Annotated in this window: 11 protein-coding genes; all 11 read right to left on the reverse strand. The window is 57.3% G+C overall.

What is annotated here, in order from left to right; translation table 11 throughout:
* Positions 1-14: 14 nt before the first annotated feature.
* Positions 15-629, reverse strand: a complete 615-nt coding sequence (locus NSU01_RS27120) for a hypothetical protein (protein WP_076245020.1) — start codon at positions 627-629, stop codon at positions 15-17.
* A gap of 16 nt (positions 630-645) precedes the next feature.
* A complete protein-coding gene (gene floA / locus NSU01_RS27125; RefSeq protein WP_039310446.1) occupies positions 646-1,647 on the reverse strand; it encodes a flotillin-like protein FloA in 1,002 nt (333 codons plus the stop codon).
* Positions 1,648-1,734: 87 nt separating this feature from the next.
* Complete coding sequence (locus tag NSU01_RS27130; RefSeq protein ID WP_063779841.1) at positions 1,735-3,075, reverse strand: NfeD family protein; 1,341 nt, start codon at positions 3,073-3,075, stop codon at positions 1,735-1,737.
* Between the two features lie 379 nt (positions 3,076-3,454).
* A complete protein-coding gene (locus NSU01_RS27135) occupies positions 3,455-3,898 on the reverse strand; it encodes a GatB/YqeY domain-containing protein (protein WP_039310385.1) in 444 nt (147 codons plus the stop codon).
* A gap of 15 nt (positions 3,899-3,913) precedes the next feature.
* A complete protein-coding gene (rpsU, locus tag NSU01_RS27140; protein WP_005547957.1) occupies positions 3,914-4,087 on the reverse strand; it encodes a 30S ribosomal protein S21 in 174 nt (57 codons plus the stop codon).
* Between the two features lie 138 nt (positions 4,088-4,225).
* The gene (locus tag NSU01_RS27145; RefSeq protein WP_042139435.1) at positions 4,226-4,585 is read right to left on the reverse strand and encodes a histidine triad nucleotide-binding protein; all 360 of its coding nucleotides are present in this window, start codon (positions 4,583-4,585) and stop codon (positions 4,226-4,228) included.
* A gap of 606 nt (positions 4,586-5,191) precedes the next feature.
* On the reverse strand, positions 5,192-8,836 hold the full coding sequence (locus tag NSU01_RS27150; RefSeq protein WP_076245023.1) for an SMC family ATPase: 3,645 nt from the start codon (positions 8,834-8,836) through the stop codon (positions 5,192-5,194).
* Positions 8,833-10,020, reverse strand: coding sequence for an exonuclease SbcCD subunit D (locus NSU01_RS27155; protein WP_076245025.1), 1,188 nt, complete (start codon positions 10,018-10,020; stop codon positions 8,833-8,835). The genes NSU01_RS27150 and NSU01_RS27155 overlap by 4 nt, the downstream gene beginning before the upstream one ends.
* An 852-nt stretch (positions 10,021-10,872) precedes the next feature.
* On the reverse strand, positions 10,873-15,063 hold the full coding sequence (locus tag NSU01_RS27160; RefSeq protein ID WP_076245027.1) for a UvrD-helicase domain-containing protein: 4,191 nt from the start codon (positions 15,061-15,063) through the stop codon (positions 10,873-10,875).
* Positions 15,060-18,644: a helicase-exonuclease AddAB subunit AddB gene (gene addB, locus NSU01_RS27165; RefSeq protein ID WP_076245029.1), complete on the reverse strand. Its 3,585-nt coding sequence runs from the start codon at positions 18,642-18,644 to the stop codon at positions 15,060-15,062. The genes NSU01_RS27160 and addB overlap by 4 nt, the downstream gene beginning before the upstream one ends.
* A 772-nt stretch (positions 18,645-19,416) precedes the next feature.
* Entirely contained in the window at positions 19,417-20,817 is a 1,401-nt protein-coding gene (locus NSU01_RS27170; RefSeq protein ID WP_042141546.1) for a class I SAM-dependent rRNA methyltransferase, read from the reverse strand.
* Between the last annotated feature and the right edge of the window lie 22 nt (positions 20,818-20,839).

Genomic DNA, 20,839 nt, shown 5'->3' on the forward strand with positions numbered 1-20,839 from the left:
CTTCTGCCGGGGGTTCAGCCTTCCTTGCGGACAGAGGCATGCGGCTGCCGGGAACGGGGCGGTCCCAGAATCTCCGCCCACATCAGGCCGCTGCGCAGCGCCTCACGGTCCTGCACCAGCGGATGTTGCCCTGTACCCGCCTGAGACGGACTGGCGCCCTCTCCGGCAGTCATTGTGCCTGTGGAAGGCACTGCAGCCGCCATGCCGTCAAAAGCCGCCTGCAGCCGCTCCAGCTCCCGCTGCATGCGTTCTGTCCGCGCCTGCACACCGTCCATATCGCCGGTCTGCTCCATGGACATCCCTTCGCCTGTCTCATAGTCAGGCGAAGGCTGCTCTGCCCGCTCCGGCCACGCCGGCGAAGCATCGTATTCCCGCTCTTCCGGCGCGGGATCAGGCCGGCCCGAATTCCCCCGGCGCCCCCCGGGCTCCGGAAATCCGCTGCCCGGACGTTCAGGGCGCCCGCTATCCGCTGTCCGGGCGGGAGCACGGGGGCGGCGCAGCGGACCGCCTTCGCCCCCGCCGCCAAAGGTAGGCATGCCGCCGCGCGGGGCGGACTTGCCTTTATTTTTGTTCCAGTTGCTGATGACCGCGATCACCGCAATGACCACGATGTAGAGTATGCTGCTCATGGGAAATCACATCCCTTTATTTGTGGGGCGGACGACTGCTGTCGTCCCCGTCGTTTAATTTACCGAGGGAGCCGCGCATCTGCGTGTCGGCCTCAATATTTTTGAGGTTCATGTAGTCCATTACACCAAGCTTGCCGGAGCGCAGCGCTTCGGCCATCGCAAGCGGTACCTGGGATTCGGCTTCAACCACCAGCGCCTTCATCTCCACCACCCGGGCCTTCATCTCCTGCTCGTGGGCGACAGCCATGGCTCTGCGTTCCTCCGCTTTGGCCTGGGCGATGCGCTTATCCGCCTCCGCCTGCTCGGTTTGGAGGTACGCGCCAATATTCTTCCCAACATCAATATCCGCAATATCTATAGACAGAATCTCAAAAGCGGTACCAGAGTCCAGACCCTTGGACAACACCGTCCGCGAGATGGAATCGGGATTCTCCAGCACATCCTTGTGCGAATCACTCGAACCTACTGTGGTTACGATCCCCTCACCGACACGGGCAATAATCGTTTCTTCACCGGCGCCGCCGACGAGACGGTCGATATTGGCCCGGACGGTTACCCGCGCTTTAACCTTGACCTCAATCCCGTTCTTGGCCACAGCCGCAACAATCGGAGTTTCAATGACCCGCGGGTTAACGCTCATCTGAACCGCCAGCAGCACATCGCGTCCGGCCAGATCGATGGCTGCAGCACGGGTGAATTCCAGCGGAATATCCGCTCTCTGTGCCGCTATCAGCGCATTCACTACCCGGTCTACATTCCCTCCGGCAAGGTAGTGGCTCTCCAGCTGGTTGATATTCAGGCCCAGCCCTGCCTTGGTAGCCTTAATCAGCGGATTGACAATCCGGCTTGGCGTTACCCGGCGCAGACGCATCGCTACCAGCGTAATAATGCTGATTCGAACGCCCGATGCCCAGGCCGAAACCCACAGCATGACCGGGAAGAAGCTGAAGAAGACGCTTAGTACAATGATCACGACAACCGCGATCAACAAAAAAGTAATCATAGATGCTTCCATCATACGCTTTACAACCTCCGTTATTTTTTGGGATTAACCTTATTTCCATACAGTATTACACGCTGCTGCCTGCTCATAACAGAGGTACAGCTATTTCACGGATTCCTTCACAACCACCCGGCCGCCTTCGACCTTTACCACCGAAATAGCGGTTTGCGCGCCGATGAATCCGCCCTCTGTCACCACATCAATCCGCTCGCCGCCAATAGCGGCAGTTCCGGCCGGGCGCAGCGGAGTTACGCTGATTCCTGAAGCTCCGATCAAACTCAGCTTCTCCGTCACAGGCACAAACCCCTGCTCTTTGGTGAGGCTATCCTGGAGAATGAACCGGTTCCAGATCCCCCGCTCCTTGAAGACCACAGCCACAATCACAATCACCACTGCCGCTGCCGAAAAAGCAATGCCCAGACTGAACATCGCATGCGTAAAGCTGTAAGCAGCTCTTACAACACCAGCCACAAGGCTGACAGAGCCCAGCAGCCCCAGAATACCAAAGCTTGGCACAAACAGCTCAAGCACCAGCATTACGAGTCCCAGAATGAACAGCAGCAACGTCTCCGCCCCGGCGAAGCCAGCCACATAGTTCCCGAAGAAATAGAGAGCAAATGCCAGCGTCCCGATAATTCCGGGCACCCCAAAGCCGGGTACCAGCAGTTCAATGAACACCCCGGCGATGCCGACAAAGAGCAGAATCGTCATAATAACCGGATTCGTCAGAAAATGCGACATTTTCTCCGCACCGGTATGCTCTACGCGAAAAATGTCATCTGTAGAATAACCCAGCCAAGTAATGGCCTCATTGGCTGTACCCGCAATACGGTCGGCATAACCTGCCTGGAGCGCTTCCTCACTGCTCAGAGCGATGATTTCCCCCTGCCCCTTGGCCACGCCAAGTTCGGGCTTGTTCACCACCAGGTTGATATCCATCATCCCTGCAGCCACTTCCGGATCACGCCCGTTCAGCGATGCGGCTCCTACCATCTTGGATTTCCAGTAGGATACCATTTTTGCGTCTTCCACGCTATTGCCATTCCTGTCTACCAGTGAAGCGGCACCGATCATACTGCCCGGCTTCATGATAATGGCGCCAGCATTAAGCGCTATGTAACTGCCGGCGGAAGCGGCGTCGCCTTTGATGTAGGCCGCGGTAGGAATTTTGCTGTCCCTGACCATATTTCCGATTTGTTCAGCTGAATCCACCCGGCCGCCCGGTGTGTCAATCTCCAGCACAATCAGAACCGCGCCGTAATTGGCAGCCTCCTGAAATCCGCGTTCCAGAAAGCTCTGCAATCCGCGCTCAATCTCCTGATCCACCGGAATGATAAACACAGGACCGCCCACAACTGTACCCGCAGCCGCAGCCGGCGCGCGAACCGCTTCATTATCTGCATGGACCCTGCCCGCTAACGGCAGAATCAGCAGAATCATCATCGCGGCTATACAGGACAAGACCCCTATGCGTAACTTTTTCAAGCTTGCTGCCTCCCCTCTGCACGATTTAAAACCACCTGCATCCTTATCATATAATAAAACGCAGCATATAATCCTTAGTACGCCAGTTTCTGCACAGGCGTTTCAACAGTGGATAAAGTGTATCTATTAAGATCATCTTCACTGATGGATTGCAAAACTGTTTGAGGAGGGAATACGGGAAGCTAGAGGTTAATAGAAAGGTTTAGAGAGGTTTATGTTAATAGAGGTAATAAATTTTCATTATGATAAACTGCCGCATTCGAAGCTATGGTACTTGGAGTCCGCAACACTCCACATAACGAAAAACACCCCTAATTAAAGGGGTGCTAGCGTTATATTATTGCAGAAATTGCTGAACCGCCTGGTTCACGAGTTTACCATCGGCGCGACCTTTGACCTTAGGCATCAGTGCGCTCATCACCTTACCCATTTCACTTTTCGAAGAAGCACCGGTTTCCTGGATGGTCTGCTGTACAATTACTTTAATTTCTTCTTCGGAAAGCTGTTCAGGAAGATATTGAATGATAATCTCGATTTCTGCCTTAGTACTCGCGGCAAGCTCTTCGCGACCCGCTGCTTCAAATTCTTGGAGGGCATCTTTGCGCTGTTTGATTTCACGACTAAGGATATCAAGCACTTCGTTGTCGTCTAATGTTCTCTTCAAATCTATTTCAAGATACTTTATTGTAGAACGAACCATTCGAATGGTGGAGAGTCTGAACTTGTCCTTACTCTTCATCGCTTGCTTCATATCTTCGTTTAATCGTTCGCTAAGATTCATGCGTGGGTAATCCTCCTAAAACTTTCTCTTACGAGCAGCCTCAGACTTCTTCTTGCGCTTTACGCTTGGCTTCTCATAATGCTTGCGTTTCTTCACCTCAGCCAAGACACCATCTTTAGCAATGGAACGTTTAAAGCGACGAAGTGCAGCATCAATTGTCTCGTTTTTGCGAACTTTCGTTTCAGACACCAGTTTTCCCTCCCTCCGACCAGACCGTCCAAGAGCATAACAACACGGTTCATCAAATTTCATTATAGGTCAAACCTAAATAAGGTGTCAACCTTCGTGTTATTATTTTTTAGCCGGTCTGTTTTATTGAATTCCTGATTATGCGTGGGAAGCAGAATTCCCGACGAGGGCGCCGAGTTTGGCTCCGCCCAGCAGATGATAATGCAGATGAGGCACCGCTTGTCCGCTGTCCGGTCCGCAGTTGTTAATCAGCCGGTATCCGGAATCAGCGATTCCCAGTTCTACCGCAATTTGCTGCGCCACAGCATGGATCTCGCCGATCAGCGGCAGATCCTCAGGCGTGACATCATTCATCGAAGCGATGAACTTCTTCGGGATGATCAGCACATGCACAGGGGCTGCAGGCTCAATATCGTAGAACGCCAGAATCCGCTCATTTTCGAATACTTTGCTCGCCGGGATCGAACCTTCGATAATTTTGCTGAACACAGTTTCCATACAACGCTTCCTCCCCAAAATTTGTGATGCAGAAGCTTGCATCCGGCACTTTCCGCGGTAAAATCTGTAGCACCGGCAGTCCTTATATTGTAAAAACAGGCGTATTCACGGCCGTTTCCACTTCATAAAAATCCACCGCTCACAGGGGCTTGCCCTGTAATCATTAGCTCAGCTTTTGGCCGGCGGGGCGCATTAGCCTGAATCTGTTGGTTATTCCGGCCTGATCCGCTTCGCGACAAATATAGTTTATGGCTCTAATCATACAGGAAATTGAAACATAACGAAAGGTGGAGTCCAAGCATAAAGGCTGCCTCAGGGAGAAGAAAATGAAATAAGGACAAAGAGGACAAAGCTGTATTATAACAGGCAGCATAATTTTGGTGCGGTGGAGCGAGGATTTAAGGCATAGAAATTTCCATACAAAAAAAACAAAAAAAAGAAACACCCTTCACAGCTCATATGAGCTGCTTCGGCGGCGGACGTATGAGAAGGAACAAATTCCCTGTCATACGTCCGCCGAGGTGTTTCAAATGATGTCGGCTTAGCTGTATTATAACAGGGGGTTGAAGGTGTATCTGTGATCGTTGTCACATTCAACCCCGTCTTTCACATTTTTTCCAAAAGAATGGTTGAACCCCCGCCGCCCTGTTCTGCAGGAACTACAATCAGCTTGCGCGGCAGACGGGCACGAAGCTCGGGAACATGGCTGATGATGCCTACGGACAGCTGGTCATTGTGCAATCTTTCCAGTGAGGTTATCACGGTATCGAGCAGATCCGGGTCCAATGTACCGAAGCCCTCATCCAGGAAAAAGAATTGCAGCGGGTATTGTCCGCGCAGCTGAATCTGGGCTGACAGGGCTAATGCCAGCGCAAGGGAGGTCAGGAAAGTCTCTCCGCCGGAAAGCGTGGAGACCGGCCGCTTCATACCGCCGTTCCCGTCATCACGGATGACAAAACCTCCGCCGGAGTCCACTTCCAGCGCATAACGCTGCTTGCTCAGGAAACGCAGGCGCTGTGAGGCAGCCTGACATACCTGCATCAGCTGTTCTTCCGCTATATATTCCACAAAGGCGTTGCCGCGCAGCACCGTCTGCAGCTTGGACAAGCGCTCCTGCATAGCAGCATGTCCTGCCCGCTGGCCTTCAAGTTCCATCCAGCGGATGTGCCGCTGCTGCAGATCCTCCAGATCACGCTCCGCACGTGCGCGGGCCTGAAGTGAACTCTCATCCTCTTCCCTGCACTTCTGCAGTGTCTCCTGGCTCTCCTGCCACTCCTCACCGCTGAGCACAGCACCATCCAGCTTCTCCTCTATGCTCCGCAGCTGCAATGCACACTCGGCTTCCTCCTCGCGGTGAGCCCGCACCCGCTCAGCCGCCTGTGCCCGCTCAGAGGTCTCCAGGGACGCAGCTTCAACCTCAGCGGCTGAAGTAAACGCCGAAGACTGCAGCGCCTCCTTCCACTGGGAGTCGGCTGCCGTATAATGCTCATGGGCAGACTCTGCCGCCTGACGGGCAACCGCTGCTTCCCGGGTCTGCTGCTGGGCGTTGTCCGCCGCCTGGCGGTGCTCCCGCCGGCTGCGTTCAAGCGCAGTCTGAAGCTCCAGCAGCCTGCGCTCGCATTCCGCCAGCAGCGCCGCTGGCGGACGTCCGCCGGTCCATTCCCGGAGCAGCTGCTCTTTGTCACGCGCGAGCGCTTCTTTGCCTTCAAGCTGGGCGTCCCACTGCGCGAGTTCCTTGTCGAGTCCGGCCAGCTGCTCCTGCAGCGTCTGTACAGCTAGACTCTTCTCGTCCAGGAACTTGACGCTGATCTCCAGCCTGCTGCGGATCTCCTCGGCCCGCTCATCCTTGGCGAGCAGCTCCTGATAGGCTTTCTCCGCCTCCTCTGGCGCAAGCTCCGGAAAGAGCCCGTTCCATTCTTCCCTAAGCTTACTCGCCGAGGCAGCAAGTTCCTCCGCCTTGGCAGCCAGTCCCTGCACCCAGGACTGCTCGGCTTCGGCACCGGCCGTTTCCTTGTGATACAACTGCTCCAGCTCCTGCATGGAACGCTGCCAGTCTGCGGCTGCACGCCGCAATTCTCCGGACCGTGCCTTCAGCGAGGACAGCCGGGCATTCAAACCGGATAATGCTGCTTCATCCGGGATGTCTGCGGCTGCAAGAGATGCAGCGGACGCAGGGGCTCCGAGGGAGTCGAGAGCTGCAGAGGACTCAAGAGCTGCAAGAGAGCCGCGGGCGGCTGAGGACTCGAGAGCTGCGTGAGAGTCGCCGGCTGCTGAGGACTCGAGAGCTGCAAGAGAGCCGCGGGCGGCTGAGGACTCGAGAGCTGCAAGAGAGTCGCCGGCGGCTGAGGACTCGAGAGCTGCAAGAGAGTCGCAGGCGGCTGAGGACTCGAGAGCTGCAAGAGAGCCGCCGGCAGCAGTGGCAGCAGACTGCTCCATCGCCTCTTCGGACGCTGCTCCGCCCAGCTGGGCAAGCCATGATCCGTCCTGCTCCAGCAGGCTGCGGAACAAATGGCGCGTCTCCAGCGCCTGCCGGGCCAGAACGCGGACATGGCGGAGCCGTTGGTCCAGCTCTTCATGTCCCCCCTGCTCCTGATTAAGCGCAGGGGAGGGATGGTGCTGGCTGCCGCACACCGGGCAGGGCACACCCTCCTGGAGTTCACGGGCGAGCGCCAGCGAGAGCCTGTGAACCTCCTGCTCCTTCAGCGCAGCTTCAAGCGCGCTGGTGTGCTGCTCCAGGCGGCCGGCAGCGGCTCCCGCTGCACCTTCGGCCGCAAGCAGCTCTTCCTGGTGCAGGGCAGCGGCGGCAAGCAGCTCCCCGCGCCCTGCACCAAGCGCCTGCCGCCGCGAAGAAGCAGCGGCCAGCCGCGCCTGCGCCGCAGCGAGCACCGCTGCGCGCTCGCGGTGCTCGCGGGCTGCCGACTCCCGCTGGAGCTCGGCAGAACGCAGCCCTTGCAGTCTCTGCATGGCTTCCTGCAGAGACTGCCGCTCCTGGGAGCGGACCGCGAGCGGCTGCAGGCTCTGCTGCAGCTCGTGCTGTTTCTTTTGGCCACGGGCCAAAAGCTCACGCTCCCGGGCCAGGCTCTCCCGCCCGGCGGCCAGGCCCCGGGCGGCTTCGTCCTGGCGCGCCAGCAGCGCCGCGCGCTCCCGGCGCAGCCCGCCGAGCTCGGCTTCCAGCTCGAGCGCGCGGCGGAACAGGCCCTCCTCCTGCCGGAGGGCCGGCTCCCCGGCGGTAAGCGCGGCCTGTGCCGCTGCTTCCGCCTCCGCCTTTACCGCCGCCTCCTGACCGGCGGCGGAGGCCAGAGCCTCCAGGCCCTCCGCGCGGGCATGGCGGCTCTTCCAGGCCTCTTCCGCGCTGCGCCAGGCCTTCAGCGCGGGCAGCCTTTTCTCGGCATCGTCAGCCTTGCCGAGCTTCTGCTCCAGGAGGAGAATCTGCTCCTCCTGGGCTTGTAGAGCCTGCCGCTGCTGCCCCCGGCGGGCTTGCTCCTCCTGCAGCTCGCGGATGCGGGCGAAGCGCTCTGCGCGCGCCGCGGCTTCCGTGAGCCGCTTGCGGCATTCCTCCGCATGCCGGACTGCCTCCTGCACCCGGACAGCTGCCGCTTCCACGTCTGCCTTGCCCGCGCTGCCCAGTCCCTGCTGCTCGGCCTCCAGCGCGCGCAGTGCCGCCTCGTTCTCTTTGACGCGGCGGCTAAGCTTAAGGGCCAGCCCGTCCCCGTATTGCTCCAGATGAAACAGCCGCTGAAGCATCTGCCTGCGGTCTACACCGCGCAGGGACAGGAACTCGGCGAATTTGCCCTGCGGCAGCACCACCGCCCGGGTGAAGTCATCCATCTTCAGCCCGATATGCTCTTCCACACAGCGGGTAACATCCGCAAGCTTATCGGCCATCACAACATCGCCGTCATCCTTGACCTCGATGAACCGGCTGATCGTATTACTGACCGATTGCTCACCGGTCCGTTTAAATTTGCGTTCCACCCGGTAACGGCGCGCTCCGGAAGAAGAGGTCAGCTCGAAGGTGAAGGCTACACTGAGCTGGTCCTCAGAATGGTTCATAATGCCTTGAGTCCCGTTCACTGCGCGCTCCACTTTCCCGTACATTGCCAGCGTGATCGCATCCAGAAGACTGGATTTGCCGCTGCCCGTCGGACCAAAGATCCCGAACAGCCCGGTCTCGGTAAGACTGGTAAAATCTATTTCCTGCTGCTCTCTATAGCTTTGCAGTCCGGATAGTTTCAGTAGTATCGGCTTCACTTAAGCATCTCCTCCCCATCCGCAGATTCCTGCCTTTCTTCTTCAGCCAGCTCCAGGAACAGCTCAATCAGGCTGTCATCCGGTTCCGCACCGCCCGTCTGGCGCTGGTAGAACTTGCGGAACAATTCCTGCACAGGCATGCGTGAACGTGCCATCTCTTCCAGCTCCAGCTCCATCTGCGGATAAACCGGACGGATATGTACAATGCCTTCCCGAGACTTGCGCAGCCGCTGGATATCGTTCATCGACATCGCTTCCGTCAGACGTAGCTCCAGATCGATGAAGGCCCCCGCATCCCTGCCTTCATCCAGCCAGCTGTAGACCTCCTGCAATCCGCCGGTTGACTTCCAATTAACCAGCGGACGGCCGCAGCTCAGATAGATTTCTTCGAAGACCGGCTCCCCGCCGGGCGCAACGTCTATCAGAGCTACAGATTTTGCCTGCCCCGCCTCTGAGAAGCTGTAGGCGAGCGGCGATCCGCTGTAGCGGATCATGCCGTCGCCCTTGACCCGCTGGGCCCGGTGCAGATGCCCGAGTGCCGTATACTGTGCACCGCAGGAGAGCGCCGAAGGATCTACGGTATAGGCACCGCCAACCTGGATCGGGCGTTCAGAGTCGCTCTCCACCCCGCCCAGTACATAAATATGGCTCATCGCCAGATTGACGGTCTGCGGTGAGAACTCCCGGCCGAGCAGATTCATCAGCCTGCCGACTCGTGCGCTGTAAGCCAGCCGCAGCTCAGCCTCTCCGCCGTCACCGGCGAGCAGCTCGCCAAGCCGGGCTTCAGAGGGGTAAGGGAGCGCAGCGATTTTGGCAATCTCACCGGTCCTTGCAGCATGCACCGTCACCGGCTCTGAGGTCGGCATCCCTACAAGTGTAATCCCCTGTCTGCGGACAAGCGGAGACACGGAAGCTACACGCTCCGGCTGATCATGATTGCCCGAAATGACAACCAGCGGCCTGCCGCCTGCCGTCAGTCTGGCTGCAGCCTCGTAGAACAGCTGCTCCGCCGCAGCCGGAGGATTGACCGAATCATAGACATCTCCCGCCATCAGAATCAGATCCGCCCCGGAGGAATCTGCAATCCCCACCAGTTCATCCACGAACTGCTCCTGCTCCTTCTGACGGCTTCTGCCCTCCAGCGTCCGCCCCAGATGCCAGTCTCCCGTGTGCAATATGCGCATATCCGCCCTCTTTTCCCCGCCTGTCTGCGGCAATCATAGATTTATATATAGATGTTTGGATTTCCTGCTGCTGTAGCCAGAGCAAAATTTTGATAATCTTCCATATGTGTTGACCATCCGCGTATTTTGTTGAAATCCTGCACAAAATACAACATTTTCCTCATAATATCGATCCTAATCCAGAATTGTTGTATAAAAGGCAGCATTTCTGCTTCTCAAAGCGGATTAGAAGGAGAATTCTTGTATTTCGTACAACAATCTTTCGAATAGCTATGGATATAAGATTTCAAGTTGTATAACGTACAACATTTGCTCCTGTGCAGCGTAAACGTAAGGCTTTCATTTCTTTTCTGCCACTAACAAATCAGATATAAAGATCAAAAGATTCCGAGTGACAGAATAGCGGTGGCCGGTTACTTGTTTGTTTACAGTCTAAGCGCTGTCTATATAGTAACTCTTCGTCAGTCTATCAGCTCAACCTATATCGTGACTCCAGAGAACACTTCGCCCTCCGGCCGCTGCCCGTCTGCAGATTTCTTGAAATATTCCGCTGTTCACGGTGGAAATCCGCAGACAATGGCAGACGCTGACGCTCCTATATTCCAAAATGGTTCCGCGCCACATTCCCCTGTCTATATACTTTCATGTTCAACCTATATATGTTAAATCTCTCATTCTCTTAAATCTCTAAGTCTATGAGAATCCTTAGCCTCTTGTCTAATAGCATCCTAAGTCTCTTAGACTGTTAGCACAGTTAGCACTCTTAGCACTCTTAGCCTCTTAGCACTCTTAGCCTCTTAGCACTCTTAGCACTCTTAGCACTTAGCCTCTTAGCCCCTTAATCCCCTATTCTCACAGCCTCACAGCATGTCCGCCATCGAAAAAGTACAACCAGACCTCGCTGACCGGCTCGCCCAGAATATCAAGCAGCGCCTTTCTGTACAGCTCCAGCTGGAAGCGGTACTTCTCAGTCAGCGATTCGAGCCCGCCCTCTTGCACCGGGACGAAATCTGTTTTGTAATCGAGCAGAATCAGGCGCCCTTCTTCCCGGAACAGACAGTCGATTACCCCTTGAATCAGAACGGTCTCATCGAAGGCTCCGCTGGCGCCGTCAGCCGGAAGTCCCGCTGCCGCTTCGTCCAGGTATGCCAGCCCCCGGTAAGCCTCGTCTGCAGGAACGCTATAGCTGAAAGGCTGCTCTCTGGTCTTCCAGGAAGACTTAAAGAGTCTGCGGCCCAGTTCACTAGTACAGAAATCCTCTACTTCGCCCAGTTCAACTGCGTCTGCCTGCTCCTTGCTGAGTATGGCTAGCCGTTCAAGTCGCGCAAGTGTAGCCTCGAGAACAGACCGGTGCACCGGCTCATCCAGCGGAGTATGCTGCATAACGGTATGATACGCGGTTCCGCGCTCAGCAGGGGTAAGTCCCCGCTTTTCCATAAATTTCGGGCGCTGCAGATGCAGGCTGTCCCCATATCCGGCACCGCCGCTTCTTGTCTTCTTTCCCCCGGGAATATAGGTTTCTTCCAGCAAATCAAGGGAGGGCTGGTCCTGCATGGACAGCAGTGCCTTCAGCTCGGTCACCGATGTTTTGGCGGGAATGCCGGAAGCAGCCGCATACGGATAGATCCACTGTAGCCTGTCCGCAATCTGCCCTGCTGAGGCAGTTCCCAGCGAAGGCACAGTCCTGCCCTGACGGAGCGCCTCAAGCGCTATACGGCGTTCTTCGTTCTTGTCACTGTCACCGTCTGCTGCCAGAAAAGATCCGGAGCCAAGCTCCGCAGCGCCGAGCACCGATATGCTCCAGTTGGACTCATCGCCGTGAAGCACCGTAGATACCGTGCCTTCACTACCCGCAAGCTTGCGCAGAATAGCGGCTGCGGGATGGCGGATCAGCGCCGGTCCCACCCAGTCCAGATAGCTGCGGCCCCGGGCCAGCAGATGGTCTGCCAGGAGCAGCTCCTCCCGGCCCTGCATAGCAGTCCAGCCGGATACTGTGCGCGGCAAATCGCGGACCGTGCCTACCAGGATCATTTTGTCGCGCGGACGGGTCAGTCCGACATAGAGCACGCGCATCTCCTCAGCCAGCAGCTCCAGCCGTGAACGGCGGTTGATGGCCAGGTAAGGCAGCGTCGGGTAGCTGACCCGTGTCTCCCTCTCCACGAAGCGGGGACCGAAGCCGAGTTCCTTATGCATCAGGAACGGGGAATGCAGATCCTGGCGGTTGAATATTTTGGCCATGCCTGCCAGGAATACAACCGGGAACTCCAGACCCTTGGACTTATGGATCGTCATAATCCGGACACCTCCAGCCTCCTCGCTGCTGCCCCCGGCAACGCCCAGATCGCCGCCGTTCTCTCTCAGCCGTGAGATAAAGACGAGGAAACGGAACAAGCCTCTGGCTGAGGTCTCATTCTCGAACTGAACGGCCCGGTCATACAATGCCTTCAAGTTGTTCTGGCGCTGAAAGCCTCCGGGAAGTCCGCCAACCCATTCCAGATATCCGCTTTCCCGGTAAATACGCCAGATTAGTTCGCTTAAGCTTCCCTGCCGGGCGGCGTTTCTCCAGTCCTCCAGCATGTCCCGGAAGGTCTTCAGCTTCATCCGCAGCTGCGGATGAATAGCCGTCAGCGCCGCAGAGGCTTCTGTCTCGGCAGCCTTGTCTTCAAGCAGAGTCTCTTGCTCTGATGTTGTAAAAAGATCATACGCGGCAGCAGTCTCTGCCGTTAAATCACCGCCTGCATCGCCCCCTTGCTCCACCCGCAGGGCAGCACCCGCTGAACCCATCGCCGGAGGATTGTCCCCCGGTATATTCCCAGCTTCGGATGCCGCAACCAGCGCGTCATAGAACGTTCCGGTGCTGCATAGGCGCACCTTGGCCAGTTCTTCCTCGCGCAGATTCACCACCGGCGAGCGCAGTACACCGGCCAGCGGAATATCCTGGCGGGGATTATCGACAATCTGCAGCAGCGAGAGGGCGATCTCCACCTCGGTAGCCTGGAAGTACCCCTTGTTCTGGTCGCCGTATGCCGGAATGCCTTCATTCCGCAGCTCTTCAATCATCAGCGGCGTCCACACACGGGCGGAACGCAGCAGGATGACGATATCACCGTATACTACCGGACGCATGATCCGCAGTGACTTATCATAGATCAGCAGCGGTTCCCCGCCGGTCATTCCTGTCATCTGCGAGATGCGCCGGGCAATGGCCCGTGCTTCCAGCTGTGCAGTCTCACTCTCTACTGCCTCATTCTCCTGCTGGGGCAGCTCATCGTCCTCCCCGGTTTCCTCCGGCTGACCGGATGCAGAGGTCCCCTTATCAATCAGCAGCAGCTCCGGCGCAAAATAAGTATCCGGCCCTTTCTCCGCCGCTCCCGGGAAGTTGGCTCCATAGACCAGCTCTGCACGCTCGTCATAGCTTATCTCCGCGACATTGCTGTCCATGATCTGCCGGAAAACCATATTTACGGCATTCACAACCTCCAGCCGGCTGCGGAAATTGCGGGCCAGATCGATGACCGAACCGCCGCCATTATCGTTCTGCCCGGGACTGGCTTCAGTCCGGGGATCCGCTTCACCGGCAAGCAGGCCGCTGCCGTTACCGCCAGCAGACGGCCCAGCGCTGAACCTGCGGTATTTGTCCAGGAACAACCCCGGCTCAGCCAGGCGGAAGCGGTAGATACTCTGCTTCATATCCCCGACCATAAAGCGGTTGCCGGGGAACTCACGGGAGATCAGCCGGACGATCTCCTCCTGTACGCTGTTGGTATCCTGATATTCATCCAGCAGCACCTCATCGAACTGGCTGCGGTATTCCATCGCGGCATCAGAAGGCAGGGAATGCCCCGGAACCGAGTCCGGATGGCGCAGAATCTGCAGGCAGTAATGCTCCAGATCACTGAAATCCACCAGCCCCCGGCCCGCCTTCTCCATCCGGTAACGTTCACCGAACCCGATAACCGTCTCCGCCAGCTCGTGCATCAGCGGTGCCGCTTCATGGAGTTCACCCAGGAAAGACTCCGCCGGGCGCCCGAATAAGGATTTTTGCAGCTCCAGCAGGCTCTTCTTCACTTGATCCCGGATTGCCTTAACACTCTCCTGCAGGCCGGGATCGGTTGCATCCTTCTTGCAGGGCTTCAGCTTGCCGAAAGAGATTTCCATGAAAATATCATAGAGTTCAGCCCATGGCTGCGATTCTACCGCATCCCGTAATCCCTGCGCCATATCCAGATCGGCCGCCAGGTTATCCGCATAAGGAGCAGGTCCGCCGGGTTGAAGCGCGATCTCGCGGGCCTGCAGCAGCTGGCTGATGGCACCATCCAGCGTCAGCCTGGCTTCAGCGAGAATGCTCTGTACCCAAGGGGTATGGCTCAAGGACTCCGCATCCGGCAGTGAGAAATCAGCAGCCGTATCCCGCAGCCACTGTGCCGGCCAGGGATGACTGCGCGCGAAATCATGCAGCCGCTGAATCAGCGAATGCACGGCGTCATCACTGCGCTCACCGCTGAACCAGTCCACAAGCCGGACAAATACGCTATCTTCCCCGTCTTCAGTGACCTCACCGTATTTCTCCTCCATCAGCTCTTCCAGCAGCTCCTGGCGCATCATTTCCGCTTCATGCTCATTGAGTATACGGAAGCCCGGATCAATCGGAATCAGCTGATAATACCGGCGGATCACTTCAAGACAGAAGGAATGCAGCGTAGTAATAGAGGCTCTGCCCAGCAGAGCAAGCTGGCGGCGCAGATATTCGTTCTCACCGCTTGTGTCCTCTTCCAGCTTGCGCTCCAGCGCCTCCCGGATCCGCTGCCGCATCTCGGAGGCTGCAGCCTTGGTGAATGTCGCTACCAGCAGCCGGTCCACGCTGAAGCCTGCTTCCTCATTGCTGATTTTGCGGATAATGCGCTCTACGAGTACCGCAGTTTTACCGGAACCCGCTGCTGCCGCGACGAGAATATCGCTGCCGCTCTCGGCAATGGCGCGCCACTGGTCGTCACTCCACAGACTCCCTTCCGGCTTCGCTTCCGTTACAGGATGTATGCTCACAATTTTTCTCCTCCTTTGCGGGACAGCAGATCCCAGATTACGTCTTTGCCAGGCTTACTCAGATTATTGTAGCCATTGCCCTCCACAGCCTCGTCGAACTGGCAGACCGGGCGGAAGGAGCAGAAGGTACAGGCAGTCTCCTGCTGGATGCGGTAAGGCTGAATAGCCACATCGCCTTCCGTAATACGCGTACCGATATCCGAAATCGTGCTCCGCACTGAAGACAGCAGCTGACCCCATTGCTCCGGGGTAGCTACAGACGCGCTGCTGTAGAAGCTGCCGTCGCTCTTCAGCGCTACCGGAACAATAGAGGAATAGCCTTTGTCGAGTGTGGTATCCATCAGTGAGACCACTTCACGGTCAGCCGTCAGCAGACCCTTCATTTTGAAGCGCTTCATCAGCTCCTGCTCCGCCTGCTCCCGGTTCATTCCGTTGGCTGAGGTTAGCAGCGGATCATGAACATGGAAATAGAGCGCGCCTGCCGGGAGTGCAGCCTGGCCAAGCCATTGCTCGGAATAGGTGAGCAGCACATCAAGATAGGTCAGCATTTGCAGCGACAATCCATAGTAGACCTCGTGCAGCTTGAGATCCTTCTGGCTTGATTTGTAGTCAATGACCCGCAGCAGAATACCCTGCTCGCCTTCAGCCATATCCACACGGTCAATCCGGCCGACCACCTCCAATACGCAGCCGTTCGGCAGTGTAATTCTCAGCGGAGGCAGATCCTTCCCGGGACCGAAATCCAGCTCCAGCCCGACCGGCTCGAAGCTCCCTCTGCGCGAATGCTCGCCGAGGATCACTGAAGCGCGGCCGACAATATTCTTCAGCTTGCGTGAGATATAGCTGTAACGTTTGCTGCTCATCAGAATTTCGCCCTGCAGCAGCGGGGACAGACGGTCTACCGTCTCACCCGCCTCACGGCGGCATTCTTCGGCCGTCATGCTGCCCCAGCTGCGGCCCTCCTTCTGCAGCCGCTGCGCCATTTGGCTTAGAGCCGCATGGAACAGCTGCCCGATATCCGGGGCCTGGAGCTTATAGAGCTGGCGTTCCTTCAGCCTTAGCCCGTAAGAAGCGAAATGAGAGAAGGAGCAGGCCACAAATTTCTCCATGCGCGACACGCTGCCGCGCAGTGTGGAGCCGCCGTACAGCCGCAGGCTGGTCTCCCGCTTCAGCCTGATCCCTTCGTTGCGGTAGAACAGCGAGCCCAGCAGCCGTTCAAGCTGAAGCTTCATTGAGACTTCTGCCTGCCCAGCAGCCGCTGCCTGTGTGTTCACCGGTTTGTCCGCATGTCCATCGGCCGCAAACCAGTTATAGACATCCCACCACAATCGGGGAATCTCTACCCCCTGGCGCCACTGCCGGAGCTGAAGCATCAGCATGCGGAGGGTTTGCTCAGGATGGCCGATGAAATTCATGTGGACCGCTTCCGTTTGTGCAGACATGCTGTCTTCAGCTGCCTCCCCTCCCTGGGGGAATCCTGACAGATACTTCTCATCCATCCCTTCAGGGAACATGCCCTGAAGCTGGCGGATAATCTCCGAGGGCAGCAGCACTTTGCCTTCATCATCAGCCAATGCGTAACTAATCCACAGCTTCCTGCTGGCAGTTGTAAGCGCATTGTAGATCAGGAAGCGCTCATCCAGCAGCTTGCGGGATGAGCCGGGAGCCAGCTCCATACCGGCATTCTCCAGCAGCAGACGCTCTCCCTCGGACAAAATCCCGTCTTCCTTGAACTGTGCCGGAACCACACCTTCATTGAAGCCCAGCAGGAAGGCATACTTCACTCCCGACACCCGCGTACGGTCCATCGTTCCGACCAGCACCTGATCAAGGGCAGGCGGGACTAGCCCCATCTTGAGCTCAGCCAGCCCTGTTTCCAGCACGCCGGCGAACAGTTCAAATTCCATTCTTTCCTTGCCCATCATCTCGGCAATCTGATCGAGCAGATCCAGCACAGCCCCCCACAGCTGGTTATGCTCACGGGCAGCTTCCGGGCGTCCCTGCTCCAGAGACTCCGCCCCCATCCGTTCCAGCTTGCGCGCCGCCTCTGTGTCCTCAAGCAGCAGATATACTGCTCTGCACAGCTCCAGGCCGCTGCGGCTGGCTTTGACCCTCTGCTCAAAAGCCTGCAGCGGTCCTGTGATCGCGCTCCGGCAGGCTTCCATTCTGGCCAGCATGGCTTCATCTACAGCCTCACTGCCCTCCAGCGAGAGGCGGGGAATGCCTTTCCAGGAACGGCCGTCAGTCCACCGGTACCCGTGAATACCGCAGGCCAGCACGTAATTCTCCAGTTCATCCATATTGGCGCGCGTAATACTTCCGTCCAGCGGAAGCAGCAGCTCGGTCTTCACGCAGCGGAACACATCCTCATAGCGCCAGCGGCGGCGGACTACATCCAGAGCGGAACGGATGAATTCCACCAGCGGATGGTGCAGCTCATTCAGCTTCTGGTCCAGGAAGAACGGAACGCCGAAGTCCTGGAACAGCGGAGCAATCAGCGGCTCATAATCACTCATATTCCGCATGAATACAGCCATCTCACCATACTTGGCCTCTGAATCTCTGGCCAGGCTCAGCATCTCGCGCAGCACGCCTTCGACCTCGATCCGGCGGGAGGCCGCAGCCCGGATACTGACTGCCTCCTCCGCTTGCCCGGCTGCTCCGTTCCAGCGCAGCCGGCGCTGGAATCCACGCTCCAGATGGGCGAGAGCCGGACTGTCCTTGAACCTTGGAAGTGCTGGCGGCGCCAGAAGCTGATCCCAGACTGTAAGGCCCATCTCCTCGGCCATTCCGCGCAGCTTGATATACGTAACCGCAGCCGGGTGAAACAGCTCCAGCTCATGCGGTGCCTGGCCTGCGGGATAGATCCTGTCCAGCGTCAGGGCAATGGTCACCCCCGAAGCATATTGCATAAGCTCACGCAGTACGATGAATTCCTGATTGGTAAACCCGTGGAACCCGTCTACCCATATCTCGGATCCCCGGATATAGCCGGAATCCTGAATATGCTCAGCCAGCTCAGCCAGCCTGTCCTCCTGATCCATGTAGAGCTGTGACATTTCCTGCTCCAGCTCACTGAAGACCAGGTGCAGATCTTCCAGCTTGCCGGCCAGAATCGGACTTCCTCCCAGGGCATCCCGCATTCTGCCGAGCTGTTCTTCGAGGTCACCTGCTCCAAGGCAGCAGCGCTTGAGCTCCGTGTGCAGGTCGCTGAGCCGTTCCACGAATCCTGGCCGGTCCGAGGAGGCGCCGAACAGCTTCAGTTCCTCCTTGCGCCGGTTGACGATCTTATAGATCAGCATCTTCTTGCCTTCCTCGCTGATCGGCAGACTCGCGCTGCCGCCGGTCTCCTGCTTCACCCGGTAGGCCAGCCGCGAGAAGCTGAGTGTCTGGGCGCGGATGCTGCCCTTCACGTTGCCCGCAGCCAACAGACCGCGCTCCGCACCGAATGATCCCTGTTCAGGGACAAGTATAATTATCGGCGCTCCAAGCGGCTCTGTCTTCAGCCGTGAGGATACCGTCTCCCATATTGTAGTTGTCTTGCCGCTGCCCGAGCGTCCGATCAAAAAGTTAACCGTCATATCAGCAGACTCCTTCCGTGGCGGAGAATTAGAATGCAGGCCGCCCTGCTGCTGCACACACAGAAGCGGATTGCCTGATGAATATCAGAATCTATGAATAATCTCGTCCCAATAGTATAGCATACCTCCACCGCGCGCTCCAGAACGTACGTTTGCCATTGTTTGCAAATACCTGCCGCTTTTTTAAAGGCCACAGCAACCAAGGTCAACAACAAAGAAGACTCTCCCGGAGCCATGGATCGGCTGGTCGGGAGAGCCTGGATGGAGTGTATTATTTAGCCGGATCGGATATATAACCGGGATAGCCGCAGAATTAAGTGTCATAAATCCATCTAGCATCAATCCGGAAGTAGAAACCGGTTCATTAGATGGAGAAAATCCAATTAAATCAGCAGAGTCACTCCTCTGCTGATTCCGGCTCAAGTGCAGGGCAGCACCCAGCGCGATTCCGCTACGTAGTTCATGATCCCCAGCCCGGGAAGTGGACTGAAATTCCGTTATATGAGCAGATCAGGCGGATTCGCCGGGCAAACGGACTCAGATTCCGCTAAGGGACCAGTCAGAGCTGCTAATGGAATCCAGCCGGCAACATAACGGTCTCAGTCCGCTTAAGCCCCATTCTGAGGTTTTTTGGAGAAATAGGAGCTTCTCAGTCCGCTTCGCTCTGCTGACGGTTCCCCGCTACAGTGCACAGCAACTTCCCTGTAAGAAAAAAAGAGAGCCTCAGTAGCTGAGACTCTCAAGACAAGCCTTCCGGCTTGAACTAACATCATTATTTGCTGCGCACTTCAAAGATGGCAAACTTCAGATAATGCCCTTCGTCCACGCCGAGGATCTGCGGGTGATCCTTGCCTGCGGCCCGCCACTCGATCAGCCGGAGCACTTTGCCGGCATCCTTGGCCGCTTCCTGGATGGTCTCCAGGAACAGCTGCGGCTGCATATGGTACGAGCAGCTGGCCGTAACCAGATATCCGCCTTCATTGACCAGCTTCATGCCATGCAGATTGATATCCTTGTAGCCGCGGACAGCGCCTGCTACAGCACTTTTGGTCTTGGCAAAAGCGGGCGGATCAAGTATAACGACATCCCAGGTACGTCCGCCGCCTGCTGTCATCGGCTTCGCGGTATCCGCCTTGGCAGCCGGCTTAGCGCCGGGTTTGCTCTCTGCCGCCGGACCTGTCGCCCGCTCAGAGCGTTCTTCCAGCCCCTTAACCTGATTGCGCAGGAAGGCAAACGCATCATCCACTACAAATTCCACCCGGTCGGTGAATCCGTTGATCTCCACATTGGCTTTTGCACTCTCAATCGCATGCGCGGACACATCAAGGCAGGTTACCTTCTTGGCGCCGTATTTACAGGCATGCAGGGTGAAGCTGCCGGTGTGCGCGAAGCATTCCAGCACGGTTGCGCCGTCCCAGAACGGGAAGGTGACCGGCTTACCGCTTTTGTTGACCGGCAGCGTCTGGAGTGATCCGTCCTCTGCCGCTACCTCCTGCAGCGTGATTCCGCTGCGCCCGCCCCAGCCCTTCATGAGCGGAGCGATGGAGGCTCTGTTCTCGCGCTGATCGAAGAAGTAGCCTGTCTTCTGACCTTCTTCAATATCGACGATAACCTTCAATCCATTCTCGCTTACCGTGATGTGGCGCGGGCATTCCCCGTAGAGCACGCCTGTGGTCTGCTCTAAGCCTTCGAGCTCGCGGACGCTGACGTCACTGCGCTCATAAATGCCGCGCGGCGCCATAACCTGTACCAGCGCTTCCACAATCTCGGAGCGGTGCTGATCCATCGCCAGCGTCAGCAGCTGTACGACGAGAACCTCCCCGAAGCGGTCGATGATCAGCCCCGGCAGGAAATCCGCTTCCCCATACACCAGGCGGTAAGCATCCGCACCCGGCAGGAAACGCTCCCTGTGCTGCAGAGCGCTTGCGAACCGGCCGGCAAAAAATACCGTGTCCATCGCCGCAAGCTTACTCTGCGACAGAATTCTTACCCGGATCTGCGAGGCCGGATTGTAATACCCTGTGGCCAGATAACGCCCCTGATGATTCAGCACATCCACAAGTCCCCCTGCCTGCGGCTCCCCGTCTACCGAGGCTACTTCGCTGGCGTAGACCCACGGATGTCCCTGTTCCAGTCTTTTCTTACGGTTTCGTTCCAGAATTACCGATGCCAATGACTTCAACTCCCTGTTCTTG

This window comes from Paenibacillus sp. FSL H8-0259, assembly GCF_037963255.1.
Taxonomy (GTDB): domain Bacteria; phylum Bacillota; class Bacilli; order Paenibacillales; family Paenibacillaceae; genus Paenibacillus_AQ; species Paenibacillus_AQ phytohabitans.

Coding starts and splice junctions, on each gene's coding strand:
- NSU01_RS27135 (WP_039310385.1), bottom strand. CDS start 3,898: ATGAATCTTAGCGAACGATTAAACGAAGATATGAAGCAAGCGATGAAG.
- NSU01_RS27120 (WP_076245020.1), bottom strand. CDS start 629: ATGAGCAGCATACTCTACATCGTGGTCATTGCGGTGATCGCGGTCATC.
- NSU01_RS27155 (WP_076245025.1), bottom strand. CDS start 10,020: ATGCGCATATTGCACACGGGAGACTGGCATCTGGGGCGGACGCTGGAG.
- NSU01_RS27130 (WP_063779841.1), bottom strand. CDS start 3,075: ATGATGATTCTGCTGATTCTGCCGTTAGCGGGCAGGGTCCATGCAGAT.
- NSU01_RS27145 (WP_042139435.1), bottom strand. CDS start 4,585: ATGGAAACTGTGTTCAGCAAAATTATCGAAGGTTCGATCCCGGCGAGC.
- addB (WP_076245029.1), bottom strand. CDS start 18,644: ATGACGGTTAACTTTTTGATCGGACGCTCGGGCAGCGGCAAGACAACT.
- floA (WP_039310446.1), bottom strand. CDS start 1,647: ATGATGGAAGCATCTATGATTACTTTTTTGTTGATCGCGGTTGTCGTG.